Annotated in this window: 22 protein-coding genes and 1 riboswitch; of the genes, 13 read left to right on the top strand and 9 right to left on the bottom strand. The window is 30.2% G+C overall.

The features are described 5' to 3' along the window. Window positions 1–19 precede the first annotated feature (19 nt). Window positions 20–223: a sulfur carrier protein ThiS gene (thiS, locus tag BMZ09_RS11750; protein ID WP_090840814.1), complete on the bottom strand. Its 204-nt coding sequence runs from the start codon at window positions 221–223 to the stop codon at window positions 20–22. Window positions 224–317: 94 nt separating this feature from the next. Further along, window positions 318–412: riboswitch (TPP riboswitch) on the bottom strand. Window positions 413–665: 253 nt separating this feature from the next. Here thiS and BMZ09_RS11745 point away from each other — a divergent pair. From BMZ09_RS11745 to BMZ09_RS11730, 4 genes are all read left to right on the top strand, one after another. Then, a complete protein-coding gene (locus BMZ09_RS11745) occupies window positions 666–1265 on the top strand; it encodes a DUF6642 family protein (RefSeq protein ID WP_090840812.1) in 600 nt (199 codons plus the stop codon). A gap of 196 nt (window positions 1266–1461) precedes the next feature. Beyond that, window positions 1462–1689, top strand: a complete 228-nt coding sequence (locus tag BMZ09_RS11740) for a hypothetical protein (protein WP_090840810.1) — start codon at window positions 1462–1464, stop codon at window positions 1687–1689. Beyond that, on the top strand, window positions 1690–2055 hold the full coding sequence (locus tag BMZ09_RS11735) for a DUF2237 family protein (RefSeq protein ID WP_090840808.1): 366 nt from the start codon (window positions 1690–1692) through the stop codon (window positions 2053–2055). A gap of 166 nt (window positions 2056–2221) precedes the next feature. Next, window positions 2222–2575: a DoxX family protein gene (locus tag BMZ09_RS11730; RefSeq protein WP_090840806.1), complete on the top strand. Its 354-nt coding sequence runs from the start codon at window positions 2222–2224 to the stop codon at window positions 2573–2575. Here the strand turns inward: BMZ09_RS11730 and BMZ09_RS11725 are convergent, their stop codons facing one another. From BMZ09_RS11725 to BMZ09_RS16065, 3 genes are all read right to left on the bottom strand, one after another. Next, on the bottom strand, window positions 2576–2941 hold the full coding sequence (locus tag BMZ09_RS11725) for a DoxX family protein (RefSeq protein ID WP_090840804.1): 366 nt from the start codon (window positions 2939–2941) through the stop codon (window positions 2576–2578). Window positions 2942–3005: 64 nt separating this feature from the next. Next, window positions 3006–4256 (bottom strand): FAD-dependent oxidoreductase, encoded by a 1251-nt coding sequence (locus BMZ09_RS11720; RefSeq protein WP_090840802.1) that lies wholly within the window; start codon window positions 4254–4256, stop codon window positions 3006–3008. A gap of 84 nt (window positions 4257–4340) precedes the next feature. Further along, on the bottom strand, window positions 4341–4505 hold the full coding sequence (locus tag BMZ09_RS16065) for a Lacal_2735 family protein (protein ID WP_143067817.1): 165 nt from the start codon (window positions 4503–4505) through the stop codon (window positions 4341–4343). Between the two features lie 714 nt (window positions 4506–5219). Here BMZ09_RS16065 and BMZ09_RS11715 point away from each other — a divergent pair. Then, on the top strand, window positions 5220–7136 hold the full coding sequence (locus BMZ09_RS11715) for a P-loop NTPase fold protein (RefSeq protein ID WP_090840800.1): 1917 nt from the start codon (window positions 5220–5222) through the stop codon (window positions 7134–7136). Between the two features lie 13 nt (window positions 7137–7149). Further along, window positions 7150–8715 carry a hypothetical protein gene (locus BMZ09_RS11710; RefSeq protein WP_177183533.1) on the top strand — a complete coding sequence of 522 codons (1566 nt, stop codon included), beginning with the start codon at window positions 7150–7152 and terminating at the stop codon, window positions 8713–8715. A gap of 384 nt (window positions 8716–9099) precedes the next feature. Here BMZ09_RS11710 and BMZ09_RS11705 read toward each other — a convergent pair whose 3' ends face one another. Then, the gene (locus BMZ09_RS11705; protein WP_090840796.1) at window positions 9100–9522 is read right to left on the bottom strand and encodes a PepSY-like domain-containing protein; all 423 of its coding nucleotides are present in this window, start codon (window positions 9520–9522) and stop codon (window positions 9100–9102) included. Window positions 9523–9526: 4 nt separating this feature from the next. After that, the gene (locus tag BMZ09_RS11700; protein WP_090840794.1) at window positions 9527–9853 is read right to left on the bottom strand and encodes a hypothetical protein; all 327 of its coding nucleotides are present in this window, start codon (window positions 9851–9853) and stop codon (window positions 9527–9529) included. A 257-nt stretch (window positions 9854–10110) separates the two neighbouring features. On the opposite strand from BMZ09_RS11700, the gene BMZ09_RS11695 reads away from it, so the two are divergent. The 6 genes from BMZ09_RS11695 to BMZ09_RS11670 are packed head-to-tail and all read left to right on the top strand — an operon-like array spanning window position 10111 to window position 15119. Then, window positions 10111–11289, top strand: coding sequence for a glycosyltransferase family 4 protein (locus BMZ09_RS11695; RefSeq protein ID WP_090840792.1), 1179 nt, complete (start codon window positions 10111–10113; stop codon window positions 11287–11289). Next, the gene (locus BMZ09_RS11690) at window positions 11282–12187 is read left to right on the top strand and encodes a hypothetical protein (protein ID WP_090840791.1); all 906 of its coding nucleotides are present in this window, start codon (window positions 11282–11284) and stop codon (window positions 12185–12187) included. Before BMZ09_RS11695 ends, BMZ09_RS11690 begins: the two co-directional genes overlap by 8 nt. Window position 12188: 1 nt before the next feature. Beyond that, the gene (locus BMZ09_RS11685; protein ID WP_090840789.1) at window positions 12189–12611 is read left to right on the top strand and encodes a hypothetical protein; all 423 of its coding nucleotides are present in this window, start codon (window positions 12189–12191) and stop codon (window positions 12609–12611) included. 9 nt (window positions 12612–12620) lie between these two features. Continuing rightward, on the top strand, window positions 12621–13751 hold the full coding sequence (locus tag BMZ09_RS11680; protein ID WP_090840787.1) for a glycosyltransferase family 4 protein: 1131 nt from the start codon (window positions 12621–12623) through the stop codon (window positions 13749–13751). Next, window positions 13741–14298 (top strand): hypothetical protein, encoded by a 558-nt coding sequence (locus tag BMZ09_RS11675; RefSeq protein ID WP_090840785.1) that lies wholly within the window; start codon window positions 13741–13743, stop codon window positions 14296–14298. Before BMZ09_RS11680 ends, BMZ09_RS11675 begins: the two co-directional genes overlap by 11 nt. After that, entirely contained in the window at window positions 14298–15119 is an 822-nt protein-coding gene (locus BMZ09_RS11670; protein WP_090840783.1) for a hypothetical protein, read from the top strand. Before BMZ09_RS11675 ends, BMZ09_RS11670 begins: the two co-directional genes overlap by 1 nt. 65 nt (window positions 15120–15184) lie before the next feature. Here the strand turns inward: BMZ09_RS11670 and BMZ09_RS11665 are convergent, their stop codons facing one another. Continuing rightward, entirely contained in the window at window positions 15185–18010 is a 2826-nt protein-coding gene (locus BMZ09_RS11665) for a M16 family metallopeptidase (protein ID WP_090840781.1), read from the bottom strand. A 124-nt stretch (window positions 18011–18134) separates the two neighbouring features. Here BMZ09_RS11665 and hpf point away from each other — a divergent pair, with 124 nt between their 5' ends. After that, entirely contained in the window at window positions 18135–18437 is a 303-nt protein-coding gene (gene hpf, locus BMZ09_RS11660) for a ribosome hibernation-promoting factor, HPF/YfiA family (RefSeq protein ID WP_090840779.1), read from the top strand. A 234-nt stretch (window positions 18438–18671) separates the two neighbouring features. Here hpf and BMZ09_RS11655 read toward each other — a convergent pair whose 3' ends face one another. Both BMZ09_RS11655 and BMZ09_RS11650 read right to left on the bottom strand, forming a co-directional pair. Further along, a complete protein-coding gene (locus BMZ09_RS11655; protein ID WP_090840776.1) occupies window positions 18672–19790 on the bottom strand; it encodes a DEAD/DEAH box helicase in 1119 nt (372 codons plus the stop codon). Between the two features lie 84 nt (window positions 19791–19874). Further along, window positions 19875–21428, bottom strand: coding sequence for a DEAD/DEAH box helicase (locus BMZ09_RS11650; RefSeq protein WP_090840774.1), 1554 nt, complete (start codon window positions 21426–21428; stop codon window positions 19875–19877). Window positions 21429–21536: the final 108 nt, after the last annotated feature.

The raw sequence follows: 21536 nt of genomic DNA, 5'->3' as shown, positions 1-21536 counted from the left end.
AAGTGTTTGAAAGTGGCTATTATCCGCCTTGAGTAGCTTTAATAATTAGCAGAGCATCACCATCATTAGGCGTTGTAGAGATCCAATCTGATTTGGTGATAATACTTTGATTTATAGCAACAGCAATCCCGTTAACCGAAATATCTAGTTGGTTAATTATTTGGTCTAGTGTGACCGTAGATTGAAATTGGTACGTGGTGTTATTAACCTTTATGTTTATCATATTAATTACAGTTTAGAAGCATAAAAGCTTCAGTTATGTAAACAATAAAGGATTGAGAATGGTAAGAATTGAAAATAGAGGAAGTGTACAGTAAAAAATACTGTTAACTTTTCCCTACGTTGGTATTAACCAAATCAGGTTCTAAGGATTTTTCTCAAACTAATTTAATAGCTACTCCTAAAGTTTACTGTAACAAAGCTAGTAATTTGAATTTGTAATTAGTTACAAAATGAATAAATTTTAAAATTTATTTTAATTCTGTATACTTACTACCTTAAGAACGATATTTTAAATAATTTAGATTTCTAATAAGTAACCACTACTAATTTATCCTTATATATACATACCTTAAGAAACACACGTGTTTTAACTAATATCCTTAAAAAAAATAAAAGTTTTGCAGTATTTTTGCAATTGATATTTTACGCATAAACACTAAGATTTGTTAGAGAAAACACAGCAATTACCACAAGTAGAATTAATAGATACAGATTATTTTATTTACTGTCTAGAAGCAGTGGAAGATATAGAAATTGATCAGGTTACAGAAGCACAAAAAAAGCTAGAACAACTAACGTTGCAATATGGCGTTGCCAGTATTTATAATACCTGCGATACTATTGAAGGATTAGAATCTAGTTTAGATGCATTGGTCTTGGATGATCATAATTTTAAAGACTACGAAATAATTTATTTAGTTATAGAAGGAGAAGCTAATAGCATTTGTTTAAATGACTATTACTACAGTCTACAAGAAATTGCTGAACTTTTTGAAGGGCGTTTAGAAGGTAAAATTTTACATTTCTCAAATGCTAAAGTCACAGATTTAGACGAAGAAGAAGCCCAATACTTTTTAGATATTACTGGCGCAAAAGCAGTTTCTGGGTACGGATATGAAAGTCAAGGAGTAACTAGCTCAAATCTTGACATCGCATTCTTTAATTTATTTAAAGAAGACGATAATATGTTAGATGTAGTGGAAGAGCTGCATCAAAGACATTACAAACTATGCAAACTACTTGATTTTAGAATGTATTATTAAGTTTGAAGTTGTAGTATAGTTTCGGAATAAATGGTCTTTTGTTTCTACCATGAACAAATAAAACAAAGAATAACGCTATTTTTTGTTTTTTGCATAGCTCAAGCCAATCTTAAAATAAGCATAATCAATTGTTAATTATTTGAATACGAGCTTTGTTTAATTATCTTTGTTAAAGAATAAACAAAACACGAAAGCAATGGAATTAATAAACGAAGCATTAGAATTTGAACATGCAAAAATGAGCCATATGTCTACAAGTGATAGAGTGGTTGCATCAAGAGAAGCAAAGCGTCTAATATTAGCATTAAACGAGATTTACAAAAAATCAAAGGATACAAGTTTAATGGATATCATGAAACGTTTAACTGCTAAGAAGAAAAAAATTGAAAAGCGCTTAATAGGTAGACCTGAATCAGCTTTTTAGATGACGGAACTAAATGTATTAGGTACAGAATTAAAACCCTGTTGTACAAATCCTGCAACAGGGTATTTTAGGGATGGCTATTGTAGAACAATGTCGGAAGATTCAGGAACACATATTATTAGTGCAATAATGACAACCGAATTCTTAGCCTATACAAAATTAAAAGGCAACGATTTAAGTACGCCAATACCGCATTGGCAATTCCCGGGACTTGTCGCAGGATCAAAATGGTGTTTATGTATCTCACGATGGTTACAAGCGGAAAAAGACGGTGTCGCACCTCCTGTTGTACTAGAAAGCACACTTCAAAAGGCGTTAGACTATACTTCAATAGAACTATTAAAACAATACCAAGCTAAGGTTTAAATCTCTATGACTAAATCTTATGGTTAAAACCTATCTAAGATTTGTCTTAAACGCCCAAAAAAATTAATACTAGTAATACTAATATAGCAAGGCTTTCAGTTATGTCTTACATGCTATATATCTTAAATAATCTATTAACTGTAATCTAGTATTAATTCATTTCCATTTGAAAATCTATCACATTATTTTAATCATTTTCTTAGCAATATCATTTTTGTTTTATGGATACGGATGTTTGTTTTTAGATAAAATGAAGTTGGAATTTGTACGTTTTAAATTAAGTGACACCCAACGAAAAATAACAGGAGTTTTACAAATTATCGCAGGGGTTGCACTTCTTCTTAGTTTTATAAGTCCCCTTGTAGGTATTATAGCCACTGGAGGATTAACTATTCAAATGTTTTTAGGATTTATGGTAAGATTAAAAATTAAAGATTCAATTATTTTATCATTACCATCTTTTGTCTTTATGATTTTAAATGGTTACCTATTTGTCCATTTTCTAGCTATCTATAGTTAATTATTGTACTAATACTACTATTAATGATAGCGATAAAAACATAAAAGCAGGTAAAGATTTTTTTATAGGATCACCTATTTTTAGGTGCATTAAAATGGCTCCAAACATTAAGACTGTAATACCTAGTGCTGACGGTATTTCCAATTGATCATAATAAAAAGAGACTAAAAGACCTATTGAAAACAGCACCTTTAAACTACCAACACACAGCATTACCCATTTAGGTAATCCATAAGCCTTAAATTCATCAGCCATAGTATCAGCATTATTTCCACGCCATGCTGTAGATTTATTAACCCTAAATAACCACACGTTTAGAATACTAAGTGCGATTGCAATTTTGATTATGTTTATTAAATAGTCCATTGAATTAATTTTTAAAGTAATTGTAATTAAATTTATTTTGAATGTACTGTATTTAACAGTCCTATTATAGTCTACCGTCTATTGTTTGTATAATTTGTAATGCCGCTTTTTCTCCTGAAAGCATTGCAGCATTTAAAGAACCATTTAGTTGGGTATCACCAGCAAGGAACACACGATCACTAAATTTTGTATCCTTCGGTAACATGTCATACTTCAAGCCCTCTAATTTTGGTAATGCATGCGCTATCGCATAATGTTTTAAACAAGTGCTAGTATCTATTTTACAATACTGCATCAATTCTTGTTTAACACGCATTATTAACGATTCAGAATTTAAACCGTGCGTTTTTACTACAGTAACAGATAATAATTCCTTTTTATTAACAGCATTAGATGGTATGCTAGTATGGTAAAATATGTTGTTAATTAGCGCATCATTGTCTACAACAAGTCCAATAAGCGGTTTATCTATCACTCTAATATCTGTTTCAAAATATAATGTATCGCAAGATTTCCATTTTACCTTGGACTGTTTATTATTACCAGTAAGTTTGCTAGCTTCAGTAGCTATAATTGTAAAATCACTTGTTAATTCGGTATTATCTTCAAGTATAATTTTACCATCCTCCACAGACTTTACTTTGGTATCAAATTTAAAAGTCGTTTGTTTTAAATTGCCTTTTAGTTGCTTTGGTATCGCTTCAATGCCGTCTTTTGGTAATGCAGCAAAACCTTCACCAAACATTTTGTAAACAAATTCAAACATTCTACTTGATGTTTCTAGATTAGGCTCTAAAAAGATACCACTAAAAAAAGGTTTAAAAAACCGAGTAATCATATCTTCAGAAAACCCAAAATCTGTTAAATATTGAAGCGTTGTTTGTTCTGTTTTATCAAAAATTTCAGTCAATGCTGCATTTTTTAATAAACTATTTAACTTCAGTATTTTAAATTTGTCTTGTAATGTTCCAATACCCGAAAATAAAGTCGGAAAAAGTAAGGTCATGTTTCTTAAAGGATCTCCAATAGTCTTTTTGCTTCCGTTACTAAAAACAGTAGCGCCAGGTAAAAAATGTTGTAACTCTAAAGCTTCAATATTTAAATATTTTTGAGCACTTGGGTAAGCTGTAAGTAGGACTTGAAATCCATGATCCAATTGATAACCATCAATAGTATCTGTTTTTACTCGTCCTCCAACACGATCTGTTGCTTCAATTATAGTTGATTTGTATCCATTATCTTCCAATACTTTAGAAGCTATTAATCCGCTTACTCCAGCACCTATAATATGTATTTTATAATCTTGTTTATTCATATTAAATTTAAAATTATAACAGCATATAGTTGACGTTAATTGCTACTGATGTTTATCTTAAAGTAACTTAATCTTCCTTTTTTGTTATTTTAACTGCTCTAATTGTTTCATAATCTCTTCAGCTTCATAAACCTTTTGGTCGCTTAGTTTTCTGTTAGTAGAAGATAAACTATGCGCTTCTTTAGTTAGTTTTTGATATTGATCGTACAACTTGTCTTTTTCTGATTTCTTTTTAAATAATCCAAACATAATGGTAAGTTTTAAGTAGTATTTGTGTTAGTATTTTGCTTTTTACAGCGTTCTTTAAATCAAAAATCCACTTCAAAATGAAATGGATTTCTGCTATTAACATACCAATCATTAAACCAATAGGAAAGGTTGATAATATTTTTCATAACAATACTTTTTTACAAATATACTTTAAGGTCTTAGTTGTAAACTAATTATTTTGTTTAATTCTTTGTTAAAATGTTTAAACAAAATAATTAATGTAGAGATTTGTTTTTTTTGAATTATAAAACTTTGAAGCTTGAAAGATTTGAAAATAGGAGAGAGGGTAGTGGATTAATTTGTGATGGTTACAAAGAAGGATATGATATTATACTATGTAAAACATAAACCAAAAGTTCTATATCGTTAATTGTTGTAAAATGTTCTATAATGTTCTGCGTTATGTAACTTGAGCTTTGGTTAAAAGCGAAAGTTGTTACTACTTTTTCTTTAAAAAATTTATTCTCAAAAGTTTCTTCTGCAATGTTAATGGAACACTTTTTATGCGACGACGTAGGAGGAAGCTTAATGTGTGTTGAATGGAAATGAAAGTTAAAAACTTTGTTTTATTTTACGGTTTTCCATCTCAATAATTCCTATAATATTTTGTACATTTAAAATCTCCCTATTGCTAATTGCAAATAATTAATAGTAAAATATATTGTACAGATTTTGTATGCGTAATATTATTCAATGGAGTTAAAAGAAAAGTTTAATAAATGTTTAAAAAAAATGAATAAATTGAAAAATAATGATTCCATAGATTTTCAATTTATTTCTGAAAAACCAAAGGATGGAAAACTCTTATTTGGACATGAAGAAATTGTTAGTACCCTAGAAAAAGTTGTCATAAAAAGTCCAGAATCATTTACAATAGGTCTTTATGGAGATTGGGGTTCTGGAAAAAGTTCTATCGCTGAAACTTTACAGAGCAATCTTAAATCACAAAATATTCCCCTTGTTATTTTTGATGTTTGGAAACATGAAGGTGATGCCTTAAGAAGGACTTTTTTAAAAGATATAGATAAAAAACTATCAAGTAATTTTTTTGGTAAAAAGTATTATAAAGAAGGGTTTAAAATTGAAAAAAACCTAGAAAGTGATATTAATGTCGAAACCAAAGATGGTTACGACTTCAAAGGAAAAAAGCTTTTTAAAAATTTTATAGTTATAGCATTGTTTGCAATTATTCCATTGATTCTTGTATTTAGTGGACTATTAGGAATTGGCAAGGTTTTTAGTATTGAAGAGTTCTCATTTGATAGTTTAATTGAAAAAATTGTTCAGATAATAGGTGGACTTACAATTCCTGTTGTTTTTTGGTTAAAGTTTTCAAATTATTTTATTATAGAAAGAAAAACTACGTTAAAAAAATCCCGTATACAAGACCCAATTGAGTTTGAAAATTCATTTCGAAATATACTTGGAAACTTAACAGGAAATGTAAATAAAATTGTAGTAGTTTTCGATAATTTGGATAGGGTAAACGGGAAAAAAGCGGTAGAAATAATTTCGACCATCAAGACATTTCTTGAACCAGTTGACAAAAAAAACATAAAGGATGTTGTCTTTATAATACCTTGTGATTCTATAGCAATTAAAAAGCATTTGGCAAGTACATTTTCAGTAAACGACAATCAATATGCAGATGAGTTTTTAAGAAAATTTTTTAATACAATAATATGGATACCTGAATTTTATAGTACTGAATTGCAGGGTCTTGCTTCTGACAAACTTAAAGAAACAAATGTTCCAGATTTAGATAACATTAATTTAGCTGCATTAATTATTATCGTTTTTGACCAGAATCCAAGACAGATTATTCAATTTATAAATATTCTATTAGCAAATTATCTTTTGATTAATGAGCGTATTAACGAAGGAAAAATATCTGGTTTTTCGCTTGAAAATAATATCACACAATTAGCAAAATATCTTTTATTAATTCAAAAATTCCCAAGTATTATGGAAGTTTATAAAAATGAATTAATATATGATTTGAATAAAGATATTGATGAGTTTACTGATAAAAAAATCTACGGAATTGAAAGTCATTCAATAGAGGAATTCAAAGAGTTTCGTGATTTAACGAGCCAATGGCATATTGAATCTTTAGACTTTTATTTTAAATTCAGAATTACTCAATTTGAAGCTGCTTTTGAAAATAGTACAAGGTTAATAAGTTTGCTACAGTCAAATAGAATTAAGGATATTTTTAAAGATAGTAGTGATAAAGAAAAGAAAGAAAGAGAATATTTAGACTCATTAGATATTAAAACAAAGACTGAAGAGTTAAGCAATATTGTTAAACAGAAAGTAAATACTAATAATTATCCTCTTATAGTTACTCAATTCATTAATGGTCTATTGGAATTGACTAAACATTATGGAATAAGTTTAAATGATGATGCTTACAGAGAAATATATCACAAGTTAAGGAAGGCAGTATTTAAGTCCGAACTTTATAGAATTGACATTAATAATTTGATTGAAGAATGTATTAATAAAATTAATGACACCAAGCTAAAGGCAAGCTTTTTAAATATGGCAAAAAAGCAATGGATTATTGAATTTAATAACTATCATAAAAAAGAGAATAATGAAGAATGAAAACAACCCATTAATGGAATCATTCATTAATGACCTTTTGGATATACTTTTAGATGAAGAAAAATCTGATTTATTTAGTGAAAATGATATCGTAGGTGTCAAGACCGTAATGGCAGAATCTTATTATGACAAAGCGGAAGTTCTAAATAAGATTGCAAATACAGAGCAGTTTAGGCAAAAATTTGGTTCAAGTAAATTAGTGTCAAATTTGATTAATGATTTAGATAAAGCCTACAATATTGATTTAGATTTTAATTTTTTGAATCAAAAATTAGAATCTATTAATTTATTTGAAGAAAAGTTTTTTAGCAATATTACATATGGAACTGCATTAAAATTCATACTTGAGTTAATAACAAATCTAATAACAAAATATGCTCAAACAAAACCAAAAGACGAAGAAGAGCAACAGCTATTTTCTAACCTTTATACCCTCTGTAAAAGAACTATTGAAGAAATTACTATTAATGATAGTAATAAAGTTAATTTTAAGAAATTATATAATCAATTAAAGGCCGCTTTTGTTAGAGCTAATTACAAAGATGCAGATATTTATTTCGAATATTTATATTTATATAGATTCAATTTAAAAGAACTTATTGCACCACATGATGTTAACAATAACATTGTTAACTATTTGAATAGCAATAATAATGCTAAAAGTATTAGAAAAACTTTGATTAAGGTTGTAGAAATTAAAAAGCTGTTCGAAAATACAGCTTTTAGAGATACAATATTTAATAGAGCAAAAACCCAGCAAGAGTTCACAATTACTTTTTACTTTGATTTTAGTGATATAAAAAAACAGGAGTTAATAGAACAATGGGTTCCACTTAATGCTAGTAGAGATTATAATATATTTGAGAGTATTTTAGAAAATATTGAATACCAAATACCTGAGCATGATAAACTTGGAGTTAAAATACTAAACACTACTGGTAGGTCGAATTTATTACATGAAAGAGAAAAACTTTTTGATTTGCTATTTAGATTAGAATTGACAAACGATTTTGATTATTCTACTTATTCACAACAAATTATCACAAACATTTGTTCCACAAATATTGAATACCATAAACTAGGAATAGCTCAATTGAGTAAGCATAGAAATAGAGTAGTAGAGTTTAATTTAAAAACAGGCTGTAAACAAAGTTTATTGAATATTTTTTTACCAAATGTTACTCAATATCATCTGCAAATTGTGAACTTATTATCTATTGATATTGGTATGAAAAGAGTATTAAACGATGCAATAAAAGATAATCCAATTTTTATAAATTCTATTGTAAATTATTTAATGACAGCTAACAGTAGTTCATTCTTTAAGATACTTAAGCCTAACTTATTTAAAAACAATTATTTATTAATTTCTAAACAGTTTTTAAATAATTCAGCAAACCAATTGAGGAATAATAAAACTTTAATTAATAATTATAAAGTCATATTAAATATGCAACTATCAAAATATTTTAAAGATTCAGAATTAGAATTTAAAAATTTGGTTAATAGTTACAATTTGAATTTAAATCATGAAAAAGATGAGACTATTATAAATATTGAAGATATGTTAAATAATTAAACATTATCTAAAAAATCCACAATTAGCTTGACATAATAAGTCTGCGACATTATATCTGCAATTATGTCAAATATCGCCCAAAAGCGCTATTACGCTAATTGTTATAAAATGTTCTATAATTTATATTATGTAAAATAGACTTTTTAACAACATATCTTTTACTCTTATTCTTTCGGTTTGAATAACTATTCTACAAAATGCAAAATATGCTAAAAACACTACTGCTTCATAAATCCCGTATTTGAAAATAATTGCACAATATTACAGAATATTCAATTTATAAGAAACATGACATTCTTATGTATTTTCAATAATTTAAAGTTACTTAAATAAAAAGCATAAAAAAGCCCAATAATTATGTTGGGCTTTTAATTTATGTGCTATTTAATTTATAATGTCACCATTAACTCTAAACTCGACATCTTTATTTTTTCCTTTTTGTTTAAATTCGACATCATAAAAAGTACCTTTAGATGCACTTTGTACAAATTCGATTTCAGTAATTTCTTCGCTACCAAATTTGTTTTTAATAACGGTTATGATTGCTTTTGGTAATTCGTCTTTTTTAATACTAGATTCCGTTTCAATCCATTGTCCGTTTGGACTAAAATCTGCACGATACTTTTCGCCTTTTTTCTTAAAGTGCGCCTCGTAGTTATTATGTGCGTCAACTTCCCAATCTGGATCAGTTTCGCCTGGATATTTGTTTTCAAAAGCAGTTTGAACCACATCCGGAACTTGCGCTTTAATTGTATTTTGACAACTAAATATGACTACTGCTATTATTATATATTTTAAATGTTTCATGTTATTATTGGTTTAAGATGTTAATGGAAATAACTTCAATTTCGCTGTAAATGTTATCTTCTGTGGTGTTTTTCAATTTTAAATTAAAGGCATCACCAACATGTAAATTGATATCTAAATTATAGGTGTCTAGGACATTACTAGCTTTAAGATCTTCGATAATAATCATATTATCTTTTATATCTGTAAAGTAAAACAGTCGGCCATCATAACCATCATAGCGTACTTGTTTGGTCACCTCTCCTCTATCTTTTTTTGTTTTTGTATGGTCTGAATTTATAACTATTGTTGATGCAAAAAACAGACTGATTATAATACTTATTAGTTTCATAATTTATGTTTTAAAGGGTTACTATTCTGTTTTACAAAGATGGCAACAACCCGCAGTAATTGCATTATACAATTTTAGGAGACCGTTATAAGATTCACATTTAAATGTTAATTGGACTCAAGAAAGCAAAATGATTAGCGACAATTACTTTTAAATTATGGCTAAAAAGTTTTTTATAAATGCAATAGTTAAATTTAAATACGTGATTATTTAGTTTAAAGAAATAATCATTTTATCTTTAGCTCACAACTTAATTAATGAACCCTAAACCAGAATACATTTATATTGCATTTGATGTGTTTCCATCTCAAAAAGGTGCGGCAACACATATAGATCATTGTTTAAAAGCATTACAAAACACATTTAATACAGGTTTATTGATTTGTTTAGGTAACGATGGCATGCCCAGTTTTCAGTTTGATAACCAACGTAATTTGTACGTGTATCGTTGGAAAGAGAAAGTTGTTAATTTTTTAGAGCGTACTCAAAAATTTCAAGAAGCCGTTACCAAAGTACTTAATCTTCCGCTTTGTAAAAATGTACAACTAATTCATTTTAGAGACATTTGGGGTGGATTTCCTGTACTTAATCACACCAAAACATATAAAACAGTTTTTGAAGTCAATGCTTTTCAGCATATAGAATTACCAAATCGTTATCCTAATATAAGTACTTCTGTTTTAGAGAAAATAAAAACACTTGAGCACCTTTGCATTACGCGCTGTGACACCATAATAACCCCTTCTAAAGTAACACAATTATTTATAGAGCAATACGCTAATACTAGTAATAAAGTCATACATGTTATACCTAACGGCGTTACTATATACGAAGCTAAACCCTTAGGTAATAAAACAGCTAACCACTCTCCTTTTATTTTATATTTTGGAGCTTTACAAAAATGGCAAGGCATAAAAACACTATTTAAAGCATTTAACGAGTTACTTGATTTAGATTTAAGGTTAAGAATTTGTACTTCAATTCCTGAAAAAAGAACACAAGATTATAAAATATTAGCTAATAGTATTGGTATTGGACATCGTGTAGACTGGTTTTATGAACAGGATAAACCCACGCTAGCCAGTCATATTAAAGCAGCCAAATTAACGGTTGCTCCTCTCACTGCTTGCAATAGGAATATAATACAAGGTTGTAATCCTCTTAAAATTGTAGAATCTATGGCATATGCTGTTCCTGTAGTTGCCAGTAATATTCCTGTAGTCAGAGAGATAATTGAAGATAATATTACAGGTTTATTGGTTACTCCGGACAGGCCTGAAGCTTTGGGTAGAAAAATAAGAGCAGTTATAGAGCAAACAGAAACATTAAACCGCATAGGTTTAAGTGCCAAGCTTAAAGTTGAAAAAAACTATCTTTGGTTGTATCAAGAAGCAAAAATGAACACCATATACCAAAATCTATTAAGTAATGATTAAAAAAGCCCTTTTAATGGATGGTAAACAATTTGCAAAAAACAAGCAAATTAGAGCCAAAAGACCTTCTGAATACTGGTTGTTATTTCTAAAGCATCATGTAATAAGTGTTAAAGAATCCTGGTTTCATTTTTACTATTTAGTGTTTTTAATCCCAGTTATAATATTCTTATTTATAATTTTCACAGAAATTGGTTTACAATATATTGTACCAATTATTATAGGAAGTTTTGTACTTTCATTGAGTGTCTTTTCCTATTTTAACATTTATAGAAATAATGCATATGTACCTGTAAGCGCGTATAACGAATTAGCGAAATTTATTATTTCAATAAAAGGAGATGTTTACAGAAACCTAATTGGTTTACGTATTAATGCTGGTGTAATTGAGTCTAAAAAAAATGCAATCTATCCTAAAAGACTTGGATTAAAATATATTAATGGTGTCAAATACAAACCTTTTGAAATCGAACGTTTTAAAGCTAATTTTACTTTAAAAGATGGCAGTGTCTGCGTAGTGTCTATGCATCAAATAGTGTTAAGAGTTATTACTACAAAACGTCGTAGTAGTGGTAAAACTAAGACTAAAATGAAACGTAAACATAAGTTTTTTTATCAGCTAACACTTAAATTAAAAAAATCTGATTATAAAATAATTTCGCCAAATGCGCTACTTCATTTACCAGGTAATGACAAACTTTTTGAGGTTGTTATTAAAAATGATGAAGACTTTTGTTGGGTCAAAATCAAAACAAAAAAGAAACTATATAAAGCTGAAAGTCATATGAAGTATTTGTCAAAAATTGACGACTCTATTTTTACACAAATGATGAAACACTTAATAAATAACAAAATTATTGAAAATAGAGGGGCTTCTCAATTTATTAAAAAACTTAACTAGCATGAATTGTCAACAAAAATCTGGTGTGTTTTTAAACATCCATTGTACTAATATTAAACAAAACAAATGTGCAGATTGTAAAAATGAGATTTGTGAGGCACACACGCATATTGTTGGTACAAGGGACTATTGCGAGGATTGTTATTGGGAGTTGTATTTATTTAAAGAAGAAGGCAAAAGTTATGAAACTAGCGCTATTTTTATTGAGACAGCTAATCATACTTCAACCACGTTTAGTAATGGTACTGCTGCTGCAGGGTCCGATTCTATTGCTGGTTTTAAAGATGGCTATGGTGGAGGTGATTTTGGAGGTGCTGGTGGTACAGGAGCTTGGACTGAAGGAGATATGCAGAGTTTAAACGATACAAAAGATGGCCAAAATAATTTTTTAGCAGGCTCAGACGATACCTTTTTTTATAGCTAATATTTACAAATGAAGATTATTTGGTTTACCGAAAATTATCCTCCTAGTAAAGGCGGAATGTCAAGAAGCTGTGATCGTATTGTAGCAAATTTACGAATGCATCATACTGTTGATGTGTTTCATTTTACTAATAAAACACCAGCCTTTACAACTGAAAATCATGAAAACGGTACGTACACTGCTATTCCTGTTTTTGAAGATAGCTCGCATACGCTAAATATGTTATGGGCTTTTATTAAAGACCATCCATTAATAAAAGAGAGTGCTATGTTTACTGGTTTTGGTAGTCATTTATGTTTAAAAGGCATAACACTTATGGCTAATTGGTTGCAAAAACCTGTTCTTATTTGTTTTCGAGGAAACGATTTTGATACTGCCATTTTCTCTCAGAAAAAACAAGATTTATTATATACCATATCCAATGCTACTGCTATTGCTTGCGTTGCTTCAGAAAAACAAGAACGCATAAAAATAATGCGATTAAACGATCAAGTCTATTTTACACCTAATAGTATTGATTTTAAACAATGGTGCATTTTACAGTCAGATTTAGCCCTAGCAAATACTATAAAAACAGAATTAAAATTAACAGTTAAAACAAATATTATAGGATTAGTTGGGTTTTTAAAACAGAAAAAAGGTGTTGATTTTTTTATACAAACACTTCAAAAATCTCAGCTTATAAAAACAGTACATTTACATATTGTGGGAGAAATTGAACCACATATAGAATTAGAATTAAACCGATTGGAAATTTCGTATTCTAAAGTGTTACCAACATCTAAAACGGAACTTATTGCCAATTATCTGGTCTGCGATGCAATTGCCATTCCTTCTATTTATGATGGGATGCCTAATGTTATTTTTGAAGCAGCTGCTCTAAACAAACCAATAATAGCGTCTAAAGCAGGTGGTATACCCGACGTTTTGGATAAAAACACTGCTTTTATGTTTGATGTGTTATCTGAAAGTGATTTACTAAATGCCTTAGCTAGTTACGATAATGCAAGTCAAGAATTACTTAGCAAGAAAAGCGAACAACTTTTAAAACAACTAAAATCTAATTTTACAACAGCTCAAGAAACTAAAAGCTATTTAGATATATTTAATAAAATAACAACCAAAACACATGAAAACTAAGGTATCCATTACAGTTGCATTAACGTTGTTTCTAAGCGTTTTAATATCTTGTAATTCGTCTACTAAAAATACGACAATTACTGAAACATCAGTTTCTACAGGAATCCAAGATAATACCAATAAGTATTCGTCTAAAATGACTAAGGCTGATAAGAAAAAATACTATAACAATAATAATACTGTTGTTTATGAGATAAAATATAAATCTGATGGTTTTAAATTAAGAACTGCTGCTTCTGATTTAATTTGGAAAGTCAAACTGTATGACAATAAGGTTAAAATTTCTGATAACGAAGAAAACTTGAACCCTTACGAAATTAAAATGACTGATACATACAAAGCTAAATTAGTTAAAGATGATGTTGCTTTAGCACGAACGACTTATGATTTAAACGCTAAACAACAATCGATAGCTTCTGAAAATGATGCGCAACCAGAATTTTTTGAAACCTCCTATTCTCCTAGCCTATTGCTAACCAAAATACCAGGAATAGCTTTAGATCAAAAGGATATTTTAATTGAAGAGTTAAAATCTAAAGGGTATTAATGCACGTTTTTTATGCTCAAGGTGGCGGTTTAGGCCATTTAACGCGGACAGATAAGCTGATAAAATCACTTAATATCCCTTTGGAATTAGTTGTAATTATTTCACCTTCACATTTCACAGGATATTTTAAAAACTATCAATTTATTAAGTTAGCGTGGTCCGATACTCCTAGCACTTGGACAAAACAGATTACAGAAGTTATTAAAAAATTAGAGATAACTAGCTTTTATATTGATACGTTTCCGTTTGGATTAAAAGGAGAGTTATGTGCAGTTTATAAAGGCTTTCCCAATGTAAATTACACTTATGTTGCAAGAGTTTTAAAATGGGAAACTTATTTAAAAGCGATGCCACAAATAACCACGGTTAACTTTTCAGAAACACTAATTTTAGAGAAGCTTTACAATACTCATTTAGAATGGATTACTAATCATTCAACACATACCACAAACCTAACGTTAAAATCTAGTAGCATCACTCCTATTACTTTTTTAGAAACACCATATGTTATGGTTGTTCATTCGGGAGGACAAGCGGACGTATTACACATTATCGCTAGAGCTAATACTGATTATAAATCAGACCAAAACATGAAAATAGTTGTTTTTACACAAGTTGATATTCAACTTAAACAGAAAAATGTCATTATTTACAAGGATAGGTTTCCCGTGAGTCAATATTATAAACATGCAACAAAAATTTACACTGCAGCCGGATTTAATAGTATTCAAGAGCTTAAAAAATATATAAACAAACATGTGATAATACCTTTTGAAAAACTGTATGACGATCAGTTTTTTAGAGTATCAAATTCACTTTAATAATAAAACACAAAAAAGCCCAACATAACTGTTGGGCTTTATAGTACTATATTAGGTAATAGACGTTAGATCTTATTTCCATAAATATCAAGTTGTACAACAGGTTTCCCTAATTGTTTTACTTCTTCAAATTGAGTGGCTTTATCACCAACAATTAAATAAACCATTTCCGACTCGTTTAAATATTGGTCAATAATAGCTTTATAACCCGCTAAAGTCATATTTATTAACTCGTCTTGATCGTTATCCAAAAAGTTATCCGCTTTATTATACTTACTAATCTCTCTTAAAATACTTAATTGTGCACCTAAACTTTCGTAAGCTCTGGTGTTTCCTTTCAAGATTTTATTCTTTGTTAATTCTACTTCAGTATCAGTAAAATCGTCTTTGTAATTAGTTACCATGTCTTTAATAATCTCTAACGATTTTAGAGTTGCATTGGCGCGGACACTAGATCTAATTGCAAATGGACTAACTGCTTGACGTGAAGCAATACTAGAATAGGCACCATAAGTATACCCTTTTCCAATTCTTAAGGTTTGGAATAATTTTCCGCTAGAACCACCTCCTAAAATTTCGTTAGCAAAATCAAGGTTGTTTGCGTTTTTATCTGTTCCTGATAACGCTAATTTACCAATATAAACTACTGATTGTTTAGCATCTGGTACATCTACAAAGTATAACGTCCCTCCTGTTCCGTTATCCTTAACATCCATTTTTGGTAAAGTAACTGCGTCACCTTGCCAAGCTTTTAAAGGACTTAAAGCACTAATAGTTTGCGCTTTATTAATGGCACCTGCAATATGGAATGTTGCCGCTTTTGGTGATAAGTTTTTGTAATACGCTTTTAAATCGTCCATAGTTATCGCTGCAGTACTCTTTAAAGTACCAGAGCCATTAATTCCAAAACGATGACTGTCACCATATATTAATTGATTAAAGACGTTAGAGGCTATAGCATTAGGATTTGCTTCGCTACCTTTTAAACCTGTTTCTAAAGCTTGTTTTAATCTTGTAAACTCTTTAGCATCCCAACGAGGTTCTAAAATAATCTCTTTAACTAGCTTAATAGTCTCGTCTAAGTTTTTTGTTAAACACGATCCCGTAATATGAAAATCTTCATTGGCACTATACATATTGATACTAGCACCAAGTAAACCAATCGCTTCCTCTAAATCTGCTGCTGTTTTAGATTTTGTACCCTGCATCATTAAATCGCTAAATAGGCTAGCAACCCCTTCTTTTCCTTTAGGATCTAATAACTGACCACCAGGAATAGTAATGTCAAATTGTACTAATGGCACCTCATTATTTTCGATACCATACAATGCCATTCCGTTATCTAAATCGCCTTTCCAAATGGTTGGTGATTTAAAGACTGGTAATTTTCCAAATCCAGGTTCGCTTCTATCATGTTTGCTAGGTGTTTTTTCGTAAACTGCTTCTTCACCTTGACTTACTTCTTCATTGGCAACATCCTTTTTAACTTCTTCAATCCAAACGGTTGCTTCCTTACTATCTGCAATAGCTAGGTCTAATTGCCCTTTTGGTACTACACTTGTCATAACATAGTTTTGACCTTTAATATACTTGTTATACACACGCATTACATCCGCAGCAGTAACTGCATTGGTTAACTTAGCACGTTCTGTAATAAAACTAGGATCACCGTTAAACTCATTATCTTGTACTAACTGGAATGCTTTGTTTAAAACAGTACTAACCCCTTGGTATAAACCTGTTTCAAGTTCGGCCTTGATACGCTTTAAATCGTCTGTATTAACTCCATTAATTTCAAATTTAGTTAAACCAGCATCTATAGCGGCTTTAACTTGATCTAAGTCCGTCCCTGCATTAGCACGTACTCTAAAAACAAACTCTCCAGCCAACTCACTACTGTTTTGGTAGGTTCCAACACGAGGTGCTAGTTTTTGTTCTTCGACTAATACATTATATAAAGGTGATTTTTTACTACCACTTAGCAATTCGCCTAAAATATCTAAAGCATAACTATCAGCATCATAATTTTTTACTGTTGGGTATACCATACGTACCTCAGGTAACTTGGCAAAGTTGTCTTCAAAATATAACGATTTTGTGTTTTCTAAAACCACAGGTGCTATATTTTGCTCTTCAACATCTGGTCCGCTCGGGATTTCTCCAAACCACTGCGCTACTAGTTTTTTAGTTTCGGCAATGTCAATATCTCCAGCAATTACTAGAGAGGCATTTTTAGCGCCATAATACTGTTTGTAAAACTCTTTTACATCAGCAACAGTTGCAGCTTGTAAATCTGGTAATGCACCAATTACAGTCCAATTGTATGGATGTCCTTGAGGATATAAGTTTTTTCTAATAATCTCATCCGTGTAACCATAAGCTGCATTATCAACACGTTGACGTTTTTCGTTTTTAACCACTTGCTTTTCACGTTCTAGAGCAGCTTCTGTTACTGTATTAATCATATAACCAAAACGGTCTGAATCAATCCACATAATTTTTTCAAAAGCATCCTTTGGTACCACTTCATAATACACAGTATAGTCATTAGAAGTCCCTCCATTACGACTTCCACCCCATTCTGGAATCATTTTACGATTAGCACCTACCGGAACGTTTTCGGAATCATTAAAAGACATGTGCTCAAAAAAGTGAGCAAAGCCTGTTTTACCTGGTTTTTCACGGTTAGAACCAACGTGCATTAGGGTTGCTACAGCAACTATTGGATCAGAATGGTCTTCATGAAGGATTACTTCTAAACCATTATCGAGTGTAAATTTTTCATAATCGATTTTAAAATCGGCAGTCTTCTCTACTCCTGAAGTACCAGAGTCTCCACAAGAGACTAAAGCTAAACCAGTTAGTAGAATTAAAGATTTAATTGTACGCATTACTTATAGTTTTATTTGATTGTGCCCTAAAGATAACCATTAATTTTTTGTCTTAAAATTTTAATAAATATGTTAAAAGGAAACCTATTTTTAGTATCTTTAAGTAAATATAAAATTTAAGAATATGGATATTAATTTTGAATATGATAAGGTAAAAGCAAGTGAAGAGTTAGAGCAATTTACTGCAGAAAAAATCCAAAAATTGTTTAATAAATACGAATTTATAGTACGTGCGGACGTATTTTTTAAATTAGAAAATACAAGTGACGATAAATCTGGAAAAATTGCGGGAATTAGATTAAGTGCTCCTGGACCAAGATTATATGCTGAAGAAAGTAAAGACACACTACATAAAAGTGTTAGTGAGGTTGTTAACCAATTAGAAAGACAACTTTCTAAACGTAAAGGAAAAATGAATGCACATTAGTAGCATTATAATTGATAAAAAAAAGCAACTCGAATAGAGTTGCTTTTTTTATGCTTTATTTTTTGGTGAAGCAGAAAAGTTTAGTGCAATTATTATATAGAAAAATAACAACCCGTATGGTTTGCCTTAAACACGAAGCTGTTATATATATCTTAAACAAAAAACACGCTAACTATGGTTATATAAAACCTGTAGTTAGCGTGTTTTGATTATTATATAATCGGATTATTATACTTACACCGATAATTGTTTGAATTTGATCCCTAAAGTAGATTCTACCTTTTTAAGGTCATTACGCTCACTACTTAAAATCAACGCAATAGATTCTCCTTTTTTACCAGCTCTTGCTGTACGTCCACTTCTGTGCGTGTAATACTCAATATGTTCTGGTAATTGGTGGTGCATTACAAAAGCTAAATCATTTACATCTATTCCTCTTGCAGACACATCTGTAGATATTAATAATTGTAACGTTGTATTTTTAAACGCACGCATTACTTTATCACGTTCTCTTTGTTGCATATCTCCTTCTAAAGCACCAACATTAAACCCTTCGGTTTCTAATTGGTGTCTTAATGCTTGCGCACCAGCTTTAGTTTTAGTAAATATAATACCACGTTGGTCTTCTCTTTCTTCTAATAATCGGATTAAAGCCGATGCTTTTTCGTGTACTGAGGTTTCAACAAAAAAGTGAGATATATTTTGATTAACAATGCTACTTCTGTCTATTTCTAAACGTACTGCTTCATCTGCGATATAACGCTTAACAATCTCTTTTAAATCGTCAGACATCGTAGCACTAAATAACCACGTGTTTTTTGGACCTGCTACAGAACTTAAGATTGTTGTTAAATCGTTTTTAAAACCCATGCTTAGCATTTCATCAGCTTCATCTAAAACAATAGTTTTAACATCTGTTAATTTTACTGCTCCACGATTAACCAAATCTACTAAACGACCAGGAGTCGCCACAATAATATGTGTTGTTCTAGCTACATTTTTAAGTTGAATATCAATTTTTTCGCCACCATAAACACCTTCTAAGAAGATTTTAGTATCGTTATATTTGATATACTTAAACAGTTGCTTTTTAATTTGTTGTACTAACTCTCTGGTTGGTGCAATAATTAAAGCCTGTACTGTATCCTTTTTAGGATTTATTTTATGTAATAAAGGTAATCCAAAAGCAGCGGTTTTACCAGTTCCTGTTTGCGCCAATCCGATAAAATCAGTTGACTTTTTTAGTAACGTTGGTATGGCTTGTGCCTGGATATCTGTAGGTGTTTTAATACCTAATTCCTTTAGTGATTTTATATAGTTTTTATCTAAACCTAGATCTTTAAAAGTCATAATTAATAGTAATTAGTCTATAGTTATTTTAATGTATTTACAAAAGTAAGCAACTGCAAACTGCGACTGAATACTGTCAAATGTATTTTATTCTTCTGGTGGAAAACCATTGATCTCTTCAAAAACCTGATCAAAATTAGTACGTAAATACGCATTTAATTTTTTACGGTAATCGTCTTTTAACCATTCTACAAAGTTATAAGTACTTTTACTAATACACTTTGTATATCTCGAAATACGGTAATCTATATCGTCTCCTAAAAGCTTAGCTAATGCTAATGCATCCCAAAGATCCTCACTGTTTTCTGTACAAATATGTGCATGGTGTTGGATAGAACGTTCTAATACTACTTTAGAGCTTTCTCCTGCTCTAATACTATCAATATAGCATTTTTTAATATCAAAATACACCTGCTCAGACTTTTTGAATTGCTCACGCAACTCGTCCGGCATTTCATATCTAAAGTTATTCTCAAGCTCTTCATCACTTAAAATTCCATCTAAGTAATAATTTGGAGAACGGAATATTTTATGCCAATCTAAATCACTTCCCCATGGTCCAAAACGGTGTAGGTTGTTACCTAAATCTATAACAACAAACTTGTTTTTATCTTTTAAGATACGTGATCCACGACCAATCATTTGGTAATACAATGTTAATGATTTGGTTGCTCTGTTAAGCATAATACAATCTACTGTAGGCTCATCAAAACCAGTAGTTAAAATACTTACAGACGTTAAAATGGCATCCGGTGTTTCTTTAAACCATTTTAGGATAGCTTTACGTTCCTTTTTTGTATTGTTATTATCTAAATGTGCTACGGGATAACCAGCACGTTTAAACGTGTCATACACGTGTAAAGAGGTGTTGATACCGTTGTTAAATATTAGTGTCTTTTTACCTTTACAACGTTCTTCATAAGCTTGGATAAGCTTAGTTAACATGTCTGTATTGGTATATAAATCTTCAGAAGATTTTACGGTATAATCACCATTTGCTCCAACAACTAAAGAAGTTAATCCTACGTTATAAGAGAAAATTTCGGCACGAGCCAAAAACTCATTAGCAATTAAAGAGTGGATTGTTTCTCCAACAATAAGTTCGTTATAGTTATCCTTCATTGGAAGATTAATATTACTACTTAAAGGTGTTGCTGTTACCCCAAGGATAAACGATTTCTCAAAAAACTTAAATAACTTAGTAAAACTGTTATAATGCGCTTCATCAATAATAACTAAACCTATGTCTGAAATATCTAGTTTGTTATCCGTCAAACGGTTATTAAGTGTTTCTACCATTGCCACAAAGCAATTAAAATCTCCTTGATCACTTAAATCTGCTTTACTATCTACAATTTTATTACTTACACCAAACTCGGTAAGCATTTTAGACGTTTGTCTACAAAGCTCAATACGGTGCGTCATAACAAGCACTTGCTTTTTATGCGTCTTTAAGTATTGTCTAACAATTTCAGAGAAAATTACCGTCTTACCACCACCCGTTGGTAATTGGTATAACAAGTGATAATCTTCTTGTGCTTCTTCAAAACATTTAAAAATCTTATCAATAGCCCCTTTTTGGTAGCTATAAAGACTTTTTCCTTCTGTGCGTTCTTGTAATTCTAGGGTTTTAACAGACATTAATTAAGTGTAAATTTTTAGATTTTAAGATGTGCAAAAATACAACGAATTAAAGGGTTTCAACGAATAATATGTAAAAAAAATTATTATGTCTACTTTTACACCTTA

Source organism: Olleya namhaensis (assembly GCF_900114005.1).
Taxonomy (GTDB): domain Bacteria; phylum Bacteroidota; class Bacteroidia; order Flavobacteriales; family Flavobacteriaceae; genus Olleya; species Olleya namhaensis.
This window is presented reverse-complemented; position numbering and strand designations above follow the sequence as displayed.

Excerpts from the sequence above, each read along its gene's own strand:
- thiS (WP_090840814.1), bottom strand. The coding sequence starts at position 223 with ATGATAAACATAAAGGTTAATAACACCACGTACCAATTTCAATCTACG.
- BMZ09_RS11740 (WP_090840810.1), top strand. The coding sequence starts at position 1,462 with ATGGAATTAATAAACGAAGCATTAGAATTTGAACATGCAAAAATGAGC.
- BMZ09_RS11735 (WP_090840808.1), top strand. The coding sequence starts at position 1,690 with ATGACGGAACTAAATGTATTAGGTACAGAATTAAAACCCTGTTGTACA.
- BMZ09_RS11725 (WP_090840804.1), bottom strand. The coding sequence starts at position 2,941 with ATGGACTATTTAATAAACATAATCAAAATTGCAATCGCACTTAGTATT.
- BMZ09_RS11720 (WP_090840802.1), bottom strand. The coding sequence starts at position 4,256 with ATGAATAAACAAGATTATAAAATACATATTATAGGTGCTGGAGTAAGC.
- BMZ09_RS16065 (WP_143067817.1), bottom strand. The coding sequence starts at position 4,505 with ATGTTTGGATTATTTAAAAAGAAATCAGAAAAAGACAAGTTGTACGAT.
- BMZ09_RS11715 (WP_090840800.1), top strand. The coding sequence starts at position 5,220 with ATGGAGTTAAAAGAAAAGTTTAATAAATGTTTAAAAAAAATGAATAAA.
- BMZ09_RS11710 (WP_177183533.1), top strand. The coding sequence starts at position 7,150 with ATGGAATCATTCATTAATGACCTTTTGGATATACTTTTAGATGAAGAA.
- BMZ09_RS11705 (WP_090840796.1), bottom strand. The coding sequence starts at position 9,522 with ATGAAACATTTAAAATATATAATAATAGCAGTAGTCATATTTAGTTGT.
- BMZ09_RS11700 (WP_090840794.1), bottom strand. The coding sequence starts at position 9,853 with ATGAAACTAATAAGTATTATAATCAGTCTGTTTTTTGCATCAACAATA.
- BMZ09_RS11695 (WP_090840792.1), top strand. The coding sequence starts at position 10,111 with ATGAACCCTAAACCAGAATACATTTATATTGCATTTGATGTGTTTCCA.
- BMZ09_RS11690 (WP_090840791.1), top strand. The coding sequence starts at position 11,282 with ATGATTAAAAAAGCCCTTTTAATGGATGGTAAACAATTTGCAAAAAAC.
- BMZ09_RS11685 (WP_090840789.1), top strand. The coding sequence starts at position 12,189 with ATGAATTGTCAACAAAAATCTGGTGTGTTTTTAAACATCCATTGTACT.
- BMZ09_RS11680 (WP_090840787.1), top strand. The coding sequence starts at position 12,621 with ATGAAGATTATTTGGTTTACCGAAAATTATCCTCCTAGTAAAGGCGGA.
- BMZ09_RS11675 (WP_090840785.1), top strand. The coding sequence starts at position 13,741 with ATGAAAACTAAGGTATCCATTACAGTTGCATTAACGTTGTTTCTAAGC.
- BMZ09_RS11670 (WP_090840783.1), top strand. The coding sequence starts at position 14,298 with ATGCACGTTTTTTATGCTCAAGGTGGCGGTTTAGGCCATTTAACGCGG.
- BMZ09_RS11665 (WP_090840781.1), bottom strand. The coding sequence starts at position 18,010 with ATGCGTACAATTAAATCTTTAATTCTACTAACTGGTTTAGCTTTAGTC.
- hpf (WP_090840779.1), top strand. The coding sequence starts at position 18,135 with ATGGATATTAATTTTGAATATGATAAGGTAAAAGCAAGTGAAGAGTTA.
- BMZ09_RS11650 (WP_090840774.1), bottom strand. The coding sequence starts at position 21,428 with ATGTCTGTTAAAACCCTAGAATTACAAGAACGCACAGAAGGAAAAAGT.